Origin of the sequence: Cyclobacterium amurskyense (genome assembly GCF_001050135.1) — a bacterium.
GTDB classification, from domain to species: Bacteria; Bacteroidota; Bacteroidia; order Cytophagales; family Cyclobacteriaceae; genus Cyclobacterium; species Cyclobacterium amurskyense.
Map to the genome: position 1 here is coordinate 3,681,461 of NZ_CP012040.1, position 15,694 is coordinate 3,697,154.

Genomic DNA, 15,694 nt, shown 5'->3' on the forward strand with positions numbered 1-15,694 from the left:
AAAGGATTTACAAATGAAAATACTGGTACTGGACAATTACGATTCTTTCACCTATAATTTGGTGTATATTATCCGAGAGTTGGGATACGGAGAGTCGATGGATATCATTAGAAATGATAAAATAAGCCTTGAGGAAGTGGATGCCTACGATAAAATCTTGCTTTCCCCTGGTCCTGGCGTTCCTTCAGAAGCGGGTATAATGCCTGAATTGATCAAGAAATATGCACCAACAAAAGATATATTGGGAATATGCCTCGGAAATCAAGCCATTGGAGAGGCTTTCGGAGGAGGATTGATCAACCTTACGGAAGTAGTGCATGGGGTTGCTAGCAAGATTAAAATTAAAGCTGACCCATTATTTGAAGGTTTGCCTGAATATTTCACAGTTGGAAGGTACCACAGTTGGGTAATAGATGCGACTATCCTTCCAGAGGAACTAGAAGTGATCTCTAATACTCCGGATGGGCAAATTATGGCAGTCAAACACAAGAAATTTGATGTTAGAGGTTTACAATTTCATCCTGAAAGTATTCTTACAGAACACGGTGTACAAATAATCAGAAACTGGCTTGAGGGCAAAAAAAATAACTAATCAATGAAAGAAATACTTAACCACCTAATAGAACATAAAACCCTTAACAAAGAGCAGGCTAAGGGGGTATTGAAAGAGATGACTTCTGGTGAGGTTAATACCAGTCAAATGGCAGCCTTTCTGACCATATTTATGATGCGTAGTGTGAGGGTTGAAGAGTTGATGGGATTTAGGGAGGCCATGTTAGAAAGATGCATAGCCGTAGATATCCCTGAGTATGATGCTATTGATTTGTGCGGTACGGGAGGTGATGGCAAGGATACATTTAATGTCTCCACTTTGGCATCATTTATTGTAGCAGGTGCAGGTCAGCCTGTGGCAAAGCATGGCAATGTAGGGGTGTCCTCTATTTGTGGTTCATCCAACTTGCTTGAATATTTTGGTTATGAGTTTACAAATGATATTGACAAACTGAAAAGCAGTTTGGATAGGGCAGGGATTTGTTTTCTACATGCTCCTCTATTTCATCCGGCCATGAAGCACATTGGTCCTGTTAGAAAGGAATTAGGTGTTAAAACCTTTTTCAATATGTTGGGCCCAATGGTCAACCCTAGTTTCCCTAAAAAACAATTGGTAGGCGTCTTCAGCCTTGAATTAGCAAGGTTGTATGGGTATTTGTACCAAAACAATGATGTCAGGTTTAGTGTACTTCACGCCCTTGATGGCTATGATGAAGTCTCTTTAACAGGAGATTTGAAATGGATATCCAACAGTGGCGAGCAAGTAATCAGCCCTGAAGAATTGGGTTTTAAAACGATAATGCCTGAAACGATTAAAGGAGGAAAAACCATCAAGGAATCCGCCACCATTTTTATGGATATATTGGAAGGTAAGGGGAGTGCTGAACAAGAAGCAGTGGTAATTGCAAATGCGGCAATTGCCCTGACTACCTCCAAACCAAGTTGGAGCCTTGAAACAGCTAGAGACAAGGCTACTGAAACATTAAAGAATGGGACAGCTCTTAAGGTTTTCAAAGAATTGATTAGCCCAAAAACCTCTATAAATATCAGTTGAACATGAATATACTGGAAAAAATAATTGCCCGAAAAAAAGAGGAAATAGCCGAAAGGAAAGCCTTGTATCCACAAAAATTATTGGAGAAAAGCCTATTCTTCGAAGGGAAGGTGGTTTCGATGAAGAAGTATGTCACTGATCCTGAAAAGACGGGTATAATCTCCGAATTTAAAAGAAAATCCCCATCAAAAGGATTGATCAATGGAACAGCAACGGTGGAGCAAACTACCATTGGCTATATGCAGGCTGGAGCTTCAGCATTGTCCATTTTAACAGATAAAGATTTCTTTGGTGGAAGTGAAGCAGATCTTGGCTTGGCCAGAAAGTTTAATTTCTGCCCAATTCTCCGCAAAGACTTTATGGTGGATGAGTACCAAATAATAGAATCCAGGTCAATAGGAGCTGATTGTATTTTATTAATAGCTGCGGCACTACCTCAAAAAAGACTTTTTGAATTGGCGGCCTTTGCCAAAAGTCTTGGATTAGAAGTGTTATTGGAAGTTCATGATAAGGAAGAATTAGAACAAAGCCTCAATGAAAATGTTGATTTAGTGGGCGTGAATAACCGCAACCTGAAAACATTTGAGGTAAACACCCAAACCTCTTTGGATTTGGTGGGAGAAATTCCTGATACATTTACCAAGATATCTGAAAGTGGACTTTCTGATCCTGCCAAATTGGTCCAATTGAAAAATGCTGGTTATGATGGCTTTTTGATTGGGGAAAATTTCATGAAAACCATTAGGCCTCATCAAGCAGCATATAATTTCATGCAGCAGTACAGGCGATTATTGAAGGCATCAAAAGAGCAAGTAAAGGCATGATTCTCAAAGTTTGTGGTATGGCCGATCCAGAGAATATTTCAGGATTGACACATATTAATGAGGTAGATTGGATGGGGATGATCTTTTATCCGCCATCAGGGCGCTATGTGCCGAATTTCGGTCAAGAACCTACCTTTTATAAGCAATTGAGCATTCCTAAAGTGGGGGTTTTTGTCAATGAGAATACCGATGAGATCCTAAAGAAAGTAACTGATTATGGCTTGTCCATGGTGCAGTTGCATGGAGATGAATCTCCGGAGCTACTTAAAGCGATCAGAGAAAAATCAAATGTGAAGCTTATCAAAGTCTTTCGTGTGGGGGCAGATTGGAATTGGCAGACGCTAGAACCCTACGAAGCACTGGTTGATTATTTTCTATTTGACACTGATGGGCCCTCTTATGGAGGCACCGGACACCAGTTTAATTGGGAGCTATTGAATAATTATCCTTTTAAAACCTCTTTTTTGTTGAGTGGAGGAATAGCCCCTGAGGATACCGAAAGTCTTAAAAATTGTTTCCAAAAATTCCCTGCCATGGTAGGCATAGATATCAATTCAAAATTTGAGATTTCAAAAGGCATTAAAGACCTGGAAAAGATAAAGCTATTTACAGCCGCGATTAAAGATGATGTTGTATCAAAGAAAAATTAAATACCAATGATAAAAATTGATGAAAACGGATTTTACGGTGATTTTGGGGGAGCATATATCCCTGAAATGCTGTACCCTAATATAGAAGAGCTCAGAGAAAATTATGAGCAGATTATGGCTTCCGAAGCTTTTAAAACAGAATTTGATAGTCTCCTAAAAGATTATGTAGGGAGACCAACACCTCTGTTTCATGCCAAAAGGTTGTCAGAGAAATACGGTGTTAAGATTTACCTTAAAAGAGAAGACCTCTGTCATACAGGTGCTCATAAGATCAACAATACCATCGGTCAGATTATCCTAGCTAAAAAGCTAAATAAAAAACGTATTATAGCTGAGACTGGAGCAGGTCAGCATGGAGTGGCAACAGCCACGGTTTGTGCGCTAATGGGCATGGAATGTACGGTCTATATGGGGGCAATAGACATGGAGAGGCAAAAACCAAATGTGGAGCGAATGCGAATTCTTGGTGCCACGGTAGTGCCCGCCAACTCCGGGAGTAAAACCCTAAAGGATGCTACCAATGAAGCCATGCGTCAATGGATAAACAATCCTGTGGATACGCATTATATCATCGGATCAGTGGTAGGTCCTCACCCTTACCCTGAAATGGTAGCTAGGTTTCAGTCCGTTATTTCCGCTGAGATCAAAACTCAATTATTGGAGAAAGAAGGAAGGGATAATCCTGATATTGTCATAGCATGTGTAGGGGGTGGAAGCAATGCCGCTGGAGCATTTTTCCATTACTATAATGATGAGAGGGTTCGTTTAATCGCAGTAGAAGCAGCAGGATTAGGGGTGAATTCCGGAAAATCAGCTGCCACTACCCAATTGGGGAAACCAGGGATTTTACACGGAAGTAAAACTTTGTTGATGCAAACTGAAGATGGGCAAGTAGTAGAGCCGCACAGTATATCAGCAGGCTTGGATTACCCTGGAATAGGTCCTGTTCATGCGCATTTATTTGCCTCAGGAAGAGGTGAGTTTTTGGCTGTTGAGGATGAAGATGCCATGAAAGCAGGTATAGAATTAAGCAGGTTGGAAGGTATTATTCCAGCCATCGAGTCTGCACATGCTCTTTCTGCATTGAACCAGCTGAAATACAAAGCATCAGATACAATTGTCATCAATTTGTCCGGAAGAGGTGACAAGGATTTGGAAACGTATATTAAATGGGGGAATTACTAATGGCTATGAATAGAATAGAAGAATTATTTAAAAATAAGGAAAGAAATATTCTTTCAATTTATTTTACTGCAGGCTATCCTAACCTGAATGATACCATGAGTATTATGGAGGCCATAGAGGACGCGGGAGCCGATATAATTGAGATAGGAATCCCATATTCTGACCCCGTAGCCGATGGACCAACCATACAGGACAGCAATACCATTGCATTAAACAATGGAATGACCCTTAAAATCTTGTTTAGCCAATTGGCAGAGTTAAGAGGGAAATTAAAAATACCAGTAATTCTGATGGGCTACTTAAACCCTATAGTTCAATATGGTATGGAGGATTTTTGTAAAAAATGCCAAGAGGTTGGGGTAGATGGCTTAATTGTTCCAGATCTTCCAATGAAGCAGTACATCGATTCTTATAAAGGATTGTTTGAAGCGTATAACCTGAGAAACACCTTCCTTATATCCCCACAAACCTCCCCGGAAAGGATCCGTGAGATTGATAGGGAGACCGATGGTTTCATATACATGGTTTCTTCTGCCAGCATAACTGGAGCGAAAAAAGACGTTAGTCCCGAACAAATAGCTTATTTTGAAAGGGTAGCAGAAATGGGACTTAAAAACCCAAGGCTTATAGGTTTTGGAATTTCTGACAAGGCTTCCTTTTCAACGGCTTCCTCACATGCCCAAGGCGCAATTATTGGTAGTGCTTTCATTAATGTTTTGCGTGAAGCAAAAAACCTAAAAGAAGAAATCAATACATTTATTAAAGGCATTCTATCATGATCATACAGCTAATTTCTGATATTAGTACACAGGCCAAAGAAAATCTAATTCAAAAAGTCAATAGTATAGGTTATAAGGTTACCGAAGTTAAAACCCAGGCAGGGAATTACCTGATAGGTATAGGGAAAGTAACTTATGACATTAGGAAAATTGGCGCAATGGAGGGGATTTTGGATATCCATGTCGTTTCTGATGAATACAAGCTGGTTTCTAAAAAATGGAAAGCCAAGCCTACTAGTGTTGACCTTGGTGATGGAATTGCAATCAAAGACGGTGACATGGCCATTATATCCGGTCCTTGTTCCATAGAGTCAGAGGAGCAAATAGAGCGTGTAATTGCCCACCTAAAAGAGAATCAGGTCACCATGATGCGAGGTGGGGTTTTCAAACCAAGAAGCAGCCCTTATGCCTTTAGGGGTTTGGGTATGGAAGGTTTGAAACTTTGGCACCAACATGCAAAGGCAGCTGGGATAAAAATTGTAACAGAAGTCATGCAGGTATCTCAAATTGAAGAAATGCATGATTATGTAGATGTTTTTCAAGTAGGCGCCCGCAACACACAAAACTTTAATTTGCTGGATGAATTAGGGAAAATTGATAAAGCAGTCCTTATTAAAAGAGGGATTTCAGGTACTATAGAAGAATTGCTTCAATCTGCGGAATATGTATTTTCAGGGGGCAACGAGAAACTAATTCTTTGTGAAAGAGGAATCCGTACTTACGAAAGAGCAAGTAGGAATACTTTGGACTTGAATGCCGTTCCAATTCTTAAATCAAAATCACATTTACCTGTTGTAGTAGACCCTTCACATGGTATAGGAATCAGGGATTTTGTACCTCAAATGGCTTTGGCAGGAGTGATGGCAGGAGCAGACGGTATAATCTATGAATCGCATGAATATCCGGATAAAGCCTTTTCTGATGGGCAGCAAACCTTGAATTTTACTCAAAGTAGTGAGTTGATAGGTTATATCAGGAAAATTTTTGAAGTGAGAAAGACTTTTGATTTACATTAAGAGGACTGGACCAAACGCAAAATCAGCTACGCACCTGCAATTCCTATAAGCACAAAATCCCCCTTTAGGGCAAGAAAGGGGGATTTCAACGCAAACATTCTAAAATATAAAGCTAGTAATAGTAGGAAATTCCCGTAGTAATTCCCCTTACCCACTTGAAGGGGTATCTTCTGAAATGGGGAAGAAAAGCTTAATTGGTTTCCTTGTACCGGTCTGATGAAATTCAAAATCAGCTACGCACCTGTAATTCCTAAAAGTACAAAATTCCCCTTTAGGGCAAGAAATGGGGATTTTAAACGTGAAATGGAAAACAGAAATGCATCTGCCAATCATTGGCTCGCCCAAAAAAAAATAAATTCCCCCTTCAAAAATTTTAAACCCGGATTATGTAATAGAATGTCTATTGCATATTTCGGGTTAAATCGAACTATGGCAATTGGATTTAAATTCTGATCGATGAAAAATACACCCAACCTATAAATAAGATTTGCAGGGGAATTCGAAACCATAAATATTCTAATCCATTTCCTTCAAAGGTGGCGTTTTGATAATCAATTTGTTCCATAGAAGCTTTTATGTTAGCTGGTATAATCAACACGAAAAACAGGATCAATAGCCAGGCAGTTACCAACCTAAATTGTGGCACATGTAAGCCAATGGCAGCCATGATTTCAATTAAGCCTGTAAAGTAAACAAGCTCTTTTTTAAAGGGGAGGAAGTCTGGAATCATCATTGCCATGCCCTCTGTAAACAAAAAATGGCCCAGTGCAGTAAAAAGTAGCATGGCCGAAAGGCCAATTCTAGCAGATAGAGAGAAATTATAAACACCATATACTAGCTTCATATAGCCTATGGCAAGGATTGTAACAGCGATTAACAGTATAAATGGTTTCATCTTTTTTTTATACAAAGGTGGGTAAAGTTCCTAGTCGCTACAATGAACCCAAGTTAAGAAATTCGTCTCCTAATTCTACTTAGCGCTTGAGGAGTAACCCCTATGTATGAGGCAATGTATTTAAGAGGAATATCTAGGATTAGTTTAGGGCGTTTGTTGAATAGGGACCTATACCTTTGCTCAGCTGTTTCATTCAAAAAGGAAAGTTCTCTTTCTGATTTTAACAAAAAAAGATTTTCAGCAGCTTTTCTACCTATGGTATTTCCTATACTTGTATTGGCATAAATGAATTCTAAGTCTTTTTGTGAAATTCTCCAAAGCGTAGTTTTGGTCATGGTTTCTATTTGGTATCCGCAGGGTTTTTGGGTCAAAAAAGAATCATATGCACTTACAAATTGACCTTCGAAACAAAATCCAAAGGTCAAATCCTTATCTTCACCAGGGAAATAGAATCTGGCTGAGCCTTTTTCTATAAAGGAAAGGTACTTCTCAGTTTGCCCCACTTTTAACAGTGGTGTTTTTTTAGCAAATTCCCCCTTTTTTAGTTTAGAAGAAAATAGGGCCCAATCACTATCATTTATTCCAATTAATTGGTTAAAATATTCCCTGATTTGATTCATTTTTCACTTAATTTTTCGACCTTTCAGCAAGTCCAATATACTAGATGTAATTCTAATATTTAAGGTAAGGAATTATCGTATTGCTAACTTAGCCTTGTCTGATGGAAATGAGAAAATATAACAGATTGGTACCTAATGAGTTCAATTTTTAGTTTTAACCTAATCTTGAAAAAATAGTCAGTCAATTGCTGTATTATTTCATAATTTAAGTTAAAACCAAACCATTTTTATAATCCCTAGTTGTCATTTTTCGTTTAACATTTAAGTAAAGATATTAAACCAACTAGTGAATATTTACCCATGGCAAATCAATTTGATAATTATAAAAGGAGGAATATTTTTTCCAAAGGGATTTTTTCCGACCCCAGTTTGGCTTTATTGCAGCAGGATTTTAGGACTTATACGCCAGAAGATTATAAAGTTTGGGAAACGCTCTTTGAAAAGCAGGCAAAGAATTTACCTGATTCAGCAGCTATGGAAGTGATAAAAGGCATGGAGGCCATAGGTTTTTCATCAAAAAGTATTGCCAATCTAAAGGATGCCTCTTACCGATTGAATGAATCCACAGGTTGGACAATACAGGTGGTTCCAGGGCTTGTAAGTGATGAATTGTTTTTTAGATTACTACAAAACAAGCGATTTCCAGTCACCTCTTGGCTTAGGAAAATCGATGAGCTGGATTACCTGCTTGAACCGGATTTATTTCATGATGCTTTTGGCCATTTGCCTATGCTGATGGACCCTACTTTCTCTGGGTTTTTGCAGCAATTGGCCAATTCAGCATTGCGGTTTATAGATAATCCCTTGGCTATAGAATTAATTTCAAGGGTCTATTGGTATACAGCTGATTTCGGTTTGATAAGGGAGGGCAATAAGCTTAAAGCTTATGGCGCAGGTATCCTTAGTTCTTCTGGTGAACTTCAATATAGCCTTTCCAAAGAACCCAAGCACCTTGATTTCGATGTGGAGGCAGTTTTGAATACCCCTTATTGGAAGAATAAATTTCAAGACAGGTATTTTATAATTGACAATTTCTTAGAGCTGTACATGTCAATTCCCTTGATTGAAGAAAAACTAGAAGAACTTTTGCAAAAAGCAGAGTAAAAACGGGCATTTGTAAGGGAAATTTTTTAATCTTAGGGCCTTAATTCCCATTTATAATTTAATCACTGCTATGTCTGCTCTTTTTAAGAAATTTGTATTTTTAGTATTTCTATTGCCATTTGCTATAAATCTCCAGGCCCAAGAAGCCAAAGACTTGGATATTTACCTAGCCATAGGGCAATCCAACATGGCTGGAAGAGCAGAAATTCTCCCCGATTTAAAAGCACCTTTAGAAGGTGTTTATCTTTTCACGGGGAAGGAATGGATACCCGCTGTCAATCCGCTCAACTTGTATTCAAGTGTAAGAAAAGTAGTAAGTATGCAGCGCCTCGGCCCTGTATATGGTTTTGCCCGAAAAATGCAAAGTGAAAGTCCAGAGAGAAAAATTGGACTTGTGGTCAATGCAAAGGGAGGAAGTGTTATCGCTGAGTGGATGCCCGGCACATTGTTTTTCAATGAGATCCTCTCTCGAGCAAGGCTTGCAGCCGAAAGTGGCGAGATAAAAGGAATTATCTGGCACCAAGGTGAAGGTGATGTAAAGGAAGCAGACCAATACCTAGGGAAAATAGGTCACTTGATTACCGCTTTTAGGGACAGTTTAAATTTACCTGAGTTGCCATTTGTTGTAGGGCAATTGTCTGAAGATAAACCTGTAAGGAAGCCGTTGAATGATTTTTTAGTTAACCTTCCTCAAGAAATGCCTAACACAGGCGTGGCTCTGTCCTATGGTACAACCGCTTTTGATAGTACCCATTTTGATAGCCCAAGTCAAATTTTAATTGGAGAGAGATATGCTGATCAAATGATAAAATTATTAGACGCCAAAAAACAAACGGATAGTTTTTCCTTCGGAGTGCTATCAGACATTCAGTATGCTGATGTAGAAACGGTCGGCAAACGCAATTATCGAGGTACCTTGGAAACTTTAAAACGCACCATACCTATCCTTAATGCTTATGATTTGGAATTCTCTGTGCATCTAGGAGATTTGATTGACCGTGATTTTGAGAGTTTTGATGCTCCTTTGTCGATTTTGGAGGATAGTGAAGCGCCATTCCAATTTGTCTGGGGGAACCATGATTTTTCTGTTCTGGATAGCCTCAAACAAAGGGTTGGAGAAAAAATAAATAACCAAAAAGGTTACCATTCTTTTGAAATCGGCAACATGGTATTTATGGTTGTCAATGGAATGGACATCAGTGTGGGAGGTCACCCTGAAGGGAGTAAAAATCACACACAAGCCCTAGAGATGATGGAAACATTGGAAAAGGGAGGAGCCAATAATGTAAAACCCTGGAATGGAGGGGTTGGCCAAGAACAGTTGGCTTGGATGGAGTCAATAGTACAAAATGCTGAAAAAGATGGAAAACACGTTGTTGCATTTTGTCATTATCCGTTGTTGCCTGAAAATGGCTTGCATTTACTTAACCATAAGGAAGTTATGGACCGCATAGGAGGGTCTCCAGCCATGGTGGCATGGTTGTCGGGACATCACCATGCAGGAAATTATTTCAAGGATGATAATGGTATGCATCATCTCACCTTTTTAGGTATGGTAGAAGCCGAAACGCCTGCTCTTGGCGCAATCGTCACAGTAAAAAAAGATAAATTAATTATTCACGGAATCGGCAATGAGGAAGACCGGATCCTGAATTTCAGGTAAATACCAACGGCTTAAATTTTCTTTTCTTAAAGGCGTTTAGACTTTCCGCTTTTGGTACTGGATTAATTTTTATATTTGCTGCCTAAATAAAAAATTATGTACACCCGCTTTGCTAAATTCTTTTACTTCCTATCAATTGGAATGTTCTTATTTGTTTTCTTGTATGCATACGCATCCATGCCTGACTTTGCTACTTATGAGCAAAACAGCAAAGGTTTGCCTATGAAACAATTAAGCAAGGAAAACTTCTTTTACATTACTGTAATAATATTTTTCATTTACAATGTATTACTGATCATTCCAGGTAAAATGATTGAAATGAAAAGTAATGCCTCTCTGCTGCGACTTTTTCCAGTAGGTGATAAATATAGAGATCGTATCTTGGCGTGGATTTATTCCTTTATCGGAGTTTTAAATGTATGTACATGCATTATGGTTTTTTTCATCCATAGTCTTACCAATCAGAATGAAATAAAGAGTACCGAATACAATGTCTTCTTTTACCTTGTCCCTTTATTATTAATTATTTGGGTGATGGGACTCTTTTTCATACTTGTAGGTAAAATGAAACAGGTTAAAACGGGTACAGTTTAAGGTAGAAAACAGTTAAGATATGGCAGGAAACGTACAATATACCGAAGACAGTATAAAATCACTTGATTGGAAAGAACATATCCGACTTAGGCCGGGTATGTACATTGGTAAGTTGGGAGATGGTAGTGCACAGGATGATGGAATTTATGTTTTGGTAAAGGAGATCCTTGACAATAGTATTGATGAACACATGATGGGAAATGGTCGCACCATTGAGGTGAAGATCAGTGAGCATAAGGTGGAAATTAGGGATTATGGTCGAGGAATTCCTTTAGGGAAGGTGGTAGATTGTGTGTCTAAGATCAATACAGGAGGAAAATACGATTCAGGAGCATTCCAAAAATCTGTTGGACTTAATGGAGTGGGTACCAAGGCGGTAAATGCCCTCTCTGAATATTTTATGGTCCAATCCTATAGGGAAGGCCAAACAAAGGTAGCTGAATTTAACAAAGGGGAGTTGGTTGAAGATCGGGAGATAACTAAAACCTCAGAGAGAAATGGAACAAAGATCATTTTCTCTCCTGATTCTTCTGTATTCAAGAACTACCATTTTATTCCAGAATACCTGGAAAATCAAATATGGAATTATGCCTTCTTGAACAGTGGGCTAACCATAAATTTTAATGGGGTAAAATATTACTCTCAAAATGGACTGCTGGATTTATTGGACAGAAAGGTAGATGATGACAGTAGGAGATACCCGACCATACACCTTAAGGGCAGTGATATAGAAATGGCCCTAACCCATACCAATCAGTATGGAGAGGAGTATTATTCTTTCGTAAACGGTCAGTTTACTACACAGGGAGGAACTCACCTGGCAGCCTTTAGGGAGTCCATTGTTAAATCCATAAGAGAGTTCTTTAAAAAGGACTATGATGCTGCAGATATTCGACAAGGAGTGGTGGCTGCCATTGCTGTAAGGGTGATGGAACCAGTCTTTGAGTCACAAACCAAAACCAAGTTGGGTTCTCAGAGTGTAGGACCTGATGGCCCTACCTTACGTACTTTTGTAAATGATTTTGTAAAGGTTGAACTGGACAATTACCTACACAAACATCCGGATACGGCCAATGCCATCCTTAAAAGGATTCTTCAGTCTGAAAGAGAAAGGAAAGAAATATCCGGTATAAAAAAACTGGCCAATGAAAGGGCCAAAAAAGCCAACCTCCACAATAAGAAATTGCGTGATTGTCGGGTGCATTATGACGACAATAAGGCCAAAGATGAACAGAAAAATGAAACCATGCTGTTTATAACGGAAGGGGATTCAGCATCTGGGTCTATTACTAAATCACGTAATGTTCAGACACAAGCTGTGTTTTCTTTGAGAGGTAAGCCGCTAAACTGTTTTGGGATGACCAAAAAGGTTGTTTATGAAAATGAAGAGTTCAACCTTTTACAACATGCATTAAACATAGAGGATGGAATTGAAGGGTTGCGGTATAGGAAAATTGTGATTGCTACTGATGCCGATGTGGATGGTATGCACATCCGCCTACTGATAATGACTTATTTTCTTCAGTTTTTTCCTGATTTGGTCAAAAATGGGCATTTATTTATTCTTGATACCCCACTTTTTAGGGTGAGAAATAAGAAAGAAACCATTTACTGCTATACCGATGAAGAACGTCAACATGCGATTCATAAATTGGGAAAAACAGCAGAAATTACCCGTTTCAAAGGACTTGGTGAAATCTCTCCGAATGAATTTGGAGGGTTTATAGGTGAGGACATACGACTGGAACCAATTATCTTGAACAAAGAAACAAAAATAGCTGACCTGCTTGGCTTTTATATGGGTAAAAATACACCTACTCGTCAAGAGTTTATTATAAGCAGATTGAAGGTGGAAAAAGACCTTGATCTTGGCGCTTCAGAGCAGGACAATGAAGAGGAGGAAGATGAAAAGGAAGTCGCTTAGACTTGCCACTTGTCATAGAAGGTCTAGCTCATTTCTTGGGTTAATTTTAAGTTAACCCTATTTCTTATTTAATTTTCAATTTGAAATTAATCGATAAGGTTTTAAATCACCATAGCGATCAGGGATGGGCCTTTTAAGTTCAGTTTCAAAAAATATCAACTTAATATTTTCGGTTCGGAAATAAGATTTAAGTGTTTCGGGATTTTATCTGACTACTTAAACAAAAATGAATTTAATTCATGAGTGAAGAAAAAGATTTACCAATGAAAGGAAACGAAGGGTTACACAATGCGGTCCCTGTTTCTGGAATGTATCAGGATTGGTTTTTGGATTATGCTTCTTATGTTATTTTGGAGCGTGCAGTACCTGCAATAGAGGATGGGCTTAAACCTGTTCAGCGTAGGATAATGCATGCGATGAAAGAAATGGATGATGGCCGTTTCAATAAAGTTGCCAATATCATTGGTCAATCCATGCAATACCACCCCCATGGCGATGCTTCTATTGGTGATGCTATTGTGAATTTGGGGCAAAAAGAACTGCTTATTGAAACCCAGGGTAACTGGGGTGATGTCAGAACAGGGGATGGGGCTGCGGCTGCCAGGTACATTGAGGCACGCTTGTCTAAGTTTGCCTTAGAGGTTGTGTTTAACCCTCAAACCACTGAATGGCAACTCTCCTACGATGGCAGGAAAAAGGAACCTGTAACACTCCCTGTTAAGTTCCCTTTGCTATTGGCGCAAGGAGTGGAGGGGATAGCTGTGGGCTTAAGCACCAAAATTTTACCTCACAATTTTTGCGAATTGATTGAAGGGTCCATTCAGATACTCAAAGGAAAAAAGACCAATATTCTTCCTGATTTTAATACAGGAGGCTATGCAGACTTTTCTGAGTACAATGAAGGCCTGAGAGGTGGGAAAGTAAAAGTTAGGGCTAAGATTGAAGAGGAGGACAACAGGACCCTCTTGATTAAGGAGATCCCATTTGGGACTACCACCAATTCCCTTATAGATTCCATCATCAAAGCAAATGATAAGGGCAAAATAAAGATTAAAAAGGTCGTTGACAACACAGCGAAGGATGTTGAAATTATGATTCAGCTCGCTCCAGGGCAATCACCCAACATGACCATCGATGCCCTTTATGCTTTTACAGACTGTGAAGTCAGCATCTCTCCCAATGCATGTGTGATCATAAACGACAAACCTGTCTTTCTGAAGGTCAACCAAATTCTGGAAACCAATACTTTACAGACCAAGGACTTATTGAACAGGGAACTGGAGATCAAGAAGGGTGAGCTTTTAGAAAAACTACTTTTCTCTTCTCTGGAAAAGATATTTATTGAAAACAGAATCTACCGAGACATTGAGGAGTGCGAAACCTGGGAGGCAGTTATTGAAACAATAGACCAGGGATTAGAACCTTTCAAACCGGATTTTTACAGAGAGATTACAAGAGATGACATTGTCCGCTTGACGGAAATAAAGATCAAACGTATTTCCAAGTTTGATACCTTTAAGGCGGATGAGTTGATGCGAAAGCTTAATGAGGAATTAGAGGAAGTCAACCATCACCTGGAAAACTTGACTGATTATGCCATTCAGTATTATAAGAATTTACTGAGTAAATATGGAAAAGGTCGGGAAAGAAAAACAGAAGCCAGAACTTTTGATACCATTGCTGCAAGTGTAGTAGCAGCCAACAATGCCAAATTATATGTCAATAGGGTTGATGGATTTGTTGGGTATGGATTGAAGAAAGATGAGTTTGTGTGCGATTGCTCTGACTTGGATGACATTATTATTTTCAGACGGGATGGAGTATGTATGGTCACCAAAATTCAGGACAAGGGTTTTGTAGGGAAGGACATTATACATGTCGCTGTCTTCCGAAAGGGAGATGAACGCATGGTTTACAACTTGATCTATTTGGATGGAGCCTCAGGGAGAACCATGATCAAACGCTTTCAGGTTTTGAGTGTCACCCGAGACAGAGAATATGTGCTCACCAAAGGGACCAAGGGATCTAAAGTACTGTACTTTACAGCCAATGCAAATGGAGAAGCAGAGATCATTACTGTCTTTTTGACGGCTGGAGCTAAAGCAAGGGTCAAGGTTTTTGATTTTGACTTTAAGGACCTAGAAATCAAAGGCCGGGGGGCACAAGGAAATATTCTTACCAAATACCCAGTACGAAAAATTCAGCTCAAAATGGAAGGGGTCTCTACTCTAGGAGGGCTGGATATTTATTTTGATCCTTCGGTAGGAAGGTTAAACACTGACGAAAGAGGAGATTTTGTAGGCAACTTCTTAGGTGAAGACAAGGTGTTGGTGTTTTTCAAGGATGGAAGTTATGAATTGACAAACTTTGAATTGACCAATAGGTTTGATGCCGAGAACCTCTTGCTAATAGAAAAATACGATCCGGAGAGTGTGGTTTCTTCTATTTACTACGATGGAATTCATAAAATGCATTATGTAAAGCGGTTCGTTATCGAAACTTCTACCTTAAATAAGAAATTCAATTTTATTTCTGACCATAAGCAATCGAAGCTAATTGTAGTGTCTACGGAAAAACAACCTCAGGTTAAGGTCAAATTTAAGCTTGAAGATGGTGTAGAGGAAAAGGTGTATGACATGGACATGCTTATCGATGTGAAAGGGTGGAAATCTGTAGGGAATCGCCTTAGCAATCATAAAGTAACAGGTGTGGAATTAGTAGAATCAGTAAAACAACCGGAAAAGAAAAAAGATGCCACAGATCAGGAGAAGAAGGAGTCAGGAGATTCGGGTGAAGAGGATGACAAAGAACAATTAGGATTGTTTTAATTCTCA

The 15,694-nt window shown here is 39.1% G+C and carries 14 protein-coding genes; 12 read left to right on the forward strand and 2 right to left on the reverse strand.

The genetic code is table 11. The features are described from left to right. The first annotated feature begins 13 nt into the window (after nucleotides 1–13). Genes CA2015_RS15180 through CA2015_RS15210 form a run of 7 tightly spaced genes read left to right on the forward strand, consistent with a single transcriptional unit; the run spans nucleotide 14 to nucleotide 6,060 of the window. The gene (locus CA2015_RS15180; protein ID WP_048642664.1) at nucleotides 14–592 is read left to right on the forward strand and encodes an anthranilate synthase component II; all 579 of its coding nucleotides are present in this window, start codon (nucleotides 14–16) and stop codon (nucleotides 590–592) included. A gap of 3 nt (nucleotides 593–595) precedes the next feature. Continuing rightward, nucleotides 596–1,606 carry an anthranilate phosphoribosyltransferase gene (trpD, locus tag CA2015_RS15185; RefSeq protein WP_048642665.1) on the forward strand — a complete coding sequence of 337 codons (1,011 nt, stop codon included), beginning with the start codon at nucleotides 596–598 and terminating at the stop codon, nucleotides 1,604–1,606. Between the two features lie 2 nt (nucleotides 1,607–1,608). Then, nucleotides 1,609–2,430 (forward strand): indole-3-glycerol phosphate synthase TrpC, encoded by an 822-nt coding sequence (trpC, locus tag CA2015_RS15190; protein ID WP_048642666.1) that lies wholly within the window; start codon nucleotides 1,609–1,611, stop codon nucleotides 2,428–2,430. Next, nucleotides 2,427–3,080: a phosphoribosylanthranilate isomerase gene (locus CA2015_RS15195; protein ID WP_048642667.1), complete on the forward strand. Its 654-nt coding sequence runs from the start codon at nucleotides 2,427–2,429 to the stop codon at nucleotides 3,078–3,080. Before trpC ends, CA2015_RS15195 begins: the two co-directional genes overlap by 4 nt. Before the next feature lie 6 nt (nucleotides 3,081–3,086). After that, entirely contained in the window at nucleotides 3,087–4,265 is a 1,179-nt protein-coding gene (gene trpB, locus CA2015_RS15200; protein ID WP_048642668.1) for a tryptophan synthase subunit beta, read from the forward strand. Nucleotides 4,266–4,270: 5 nt separating this feature from the next. Continuing rightward, nucleotides 4,271–5,044 carry a tryptophan synthase subunit alpha gene (trpA, locus tag CA2015_RS15205; RefSeq protein WP_048644555.1) on the forward strand — a complete coding sequence of 258 codons (774 nt, stop codon included), beginning with the start codon at nucleotides 4,271–4,273 and terminating at the stop codon, nucleotides 5,042–5,044. Beyond that, nucleotides 5,041–6,060 carry a bifunctional 3-deoxy-7-phosphoheptulonate synthase/chorismate mutase gene (locus CA2015_RS15210; protein ID WP_048642669.1) on the forward strand — a complete coding sequence of 340 codons (1,020 nt, stop codon included), beginning with the start codon at nucleotides 5,041–5,043 and terminating at the stop codon, nucleotides 6,058–6,060. Before trpA ends, CA2015_RS15210 begins: the two co-directional genes overlap by 4 nt. Before the next feature lie 442 nt (nucleotides 6,061–6,502). Here the strand turns inward: CA2015_RS15210 and CA2015_RS15225 are convergent, their stop codons facing one another. Both CA2015_RS15225 and CA2015_RS15230 read right to left on the reverse strand, forming a co-directional pair. Beyond that, the gene (locus tag CA2015_RS15225) at nucleotides 6,503–6,955 is read right to left on the reverse strand and encodes a DoxX family protein (RefSeq protein ID WP_048642672.1); all 453 of its coding nucleotides are present in this window, start codon (nucleotides 6,953–6,955) and stop codon (nucleotides 6,503–6,505) included. Nucleotides 6,956–7,008: 53 nt separating this feature from the next. Beyond that, entirely contained in the window at nucleotides 7,009–7,575 is a 567-nt protein-coding gene (locus tag CA2015_RS15230; protein ID WP_048642673.1) for a Crp/Fnr family transcriptional regulator, read from the reverse strand. A gap of 300 nt (nucleotides 7,576–7,875) precedes the next feature. On the opposite strand from CA2015_RS15230, the gene CA2015_RS15235 reads away from it, so the two are divergent. From CA2015_RS15235 to CA2015_RS15255, 5 genes are all read left to right on the forward strand, one after another. Beyond that, entirely contained in the window at nucleotides 7,876–8,679 is an 804-nt protein-coding gene (locus tag CA2015_RS15235) for a phenylalanine 4-monooxygenase (RefSeq protein ID WP_048642674.1), read from the forward strand. A 70-nt stretch (nucleotides 8,680–8,749) separates the two neighbouring features. Then, entirely contained in the window at nucleotides 8,750–10,342 is a 1,593-nt protein-coding gene (locus CA2015_RS15240) for a sialate O-acetylesterase (protein ID WP_048642675.1), read from the forward strand. A gap of 96 nt (nucleotides 10,343–10,438) precedes the next feature. Next, nucleotides 10,439–10,936 carry a hypothetical protein gene (locus CA2015_RS15245; protein WP_048642676.1) on the forward strand — a complete coding sequence of 166 codons (498 nt, stop codon included), beginning with the start codon at nucleotides 10,439–10,441 and terminating at the stop codon, nucleotides 10,934–10,936. A gap of 19 nt (nucleotides 10,937–10,955) precedes the next feature. Next, nucleotides 10,956–12,860 (forward strand): DNA topoisomerase IV subunit B, encoded by a 1,905-nt coding sequence (locus tag CA2015_RS15250; RefSeq protein WP_048642677.1) that lies wholly within the window; start codon nucleotides 10,956–10,958, stop codon nucleotides 12,858–12,860. Between the two features lie 239 nt (nucleotides 12,861–13,099). Beyond that, nucleotides 13,100–15,688: a DNA gyrase/topoisomerase IV subunit A gene (locus CA2015_RS15255; RefSeq protein WP_048642678.1), complete on the forward strand. Its 2,589-nt coding sequence runs from the start codon at nucleotides 13,100–13,102 to the stop codon at nucleotides 15,686–15,688. Nucleotides 15,689–15,694: the final 6 nt, after the last annotated feature.

Excerpts from the sequence above, each read along its gene's own strand:
- CA2015_RS15210 (WP_048642669.1), top strand. The coding sequence starts at position 5,041 with ATGATCATACAGCTAATTTCTGATATTAGTACACAGGCCAAAGAAAAT.
- CA2015_RS15235 (WP_048642674.1), top strand. The coding sequence starts at position 7,876 with ATGGCAAATCAATTTGATAATTATAAAAGGAGGAATATTTTTTCCAAA.
- CA2015_RS15255 (WP_048642678.1), top strand. The coding sequence starts at position 13,100 with ATGAGTGAAGAAAAAGATTTACCAATGAAAGGAAACGAAGGGTTACAC.
- CA2015_RS15225 (WP_048642672.1), bottom strand. The coding sequence starts at position 6,955 with ATGAAACCATTTATACTGTTAATCGCTGTTACAATCCTTGCCATAGGC.
- trpD (WP_048642665.1), top strand. The coding sequence starts at position 596 with ATGAAAGAAATACTTAACCACCTAATAGAACATAAAACCCTTAACAAA.
- CA2015_RS15195 (WP_048642667.1), top strand. The coding sequence starts at position 2,427 with ATGATTCTCAAAGTTTGTGGTATGGCCGATCCAGAGAATATTTCAGGA.
- CA2015_RS15245 (WP_048642676.1), top strand. The coding sequence starts at position 10,439 with ATGTACACCCGCTTTGCTAAATTCTTTTACTTCCTATCAATTGGAATG.
- CA2015_RS15250 (WP_048642677.1), top strand. The coding sequence starts at position 10,956 with ATGGCAGGAAACGTACAATATACCGAAGACAGTATAAAATCACTTGAT.
- CA2015_RS15240 (WP_048642675.1), top strand. The coding sequence starts at position 8,750 with ATGTCTGCTCTTTTTAAGAAATTTGTATTTTTAGTATTTCTATTGCCA.
- trpC (WP_048642666.1), top strand. The coding sequence starts at position 1,609 with ATGAATATACTGGAAAAAATAATTGCCCGAAAAAAAGAGGAAATAGCC.
- trpA (WP_048644555.1), top strand. The coding sequence starts at position 4,271 with ATGAATAGAATAGAAGAATTATTTAAAAATAAGGAAAGAAATATTCTT.
- CA2015_RS15180 (WP_048642664.1), top strand. The coding sequence starts at position 14 with ATGAAAATACTGGTACTGGACAATTACGATTCTTTCACCTATAATTTG.
- trpB (WP_048642668.1), top strand. The coding sequence starts at position 3,087 with ATGATAAAAATTGATGAAAACGGATTTTACGGTGATTTTGGGGGAGCA.
- CA2015_RS15230 (WP_048642673.1), bottom strand. The coding sequence starts at position 7,575 with ATGAATCAAATCAGGGAATATTTTAACCAATTAATTGGAATAAATGAT.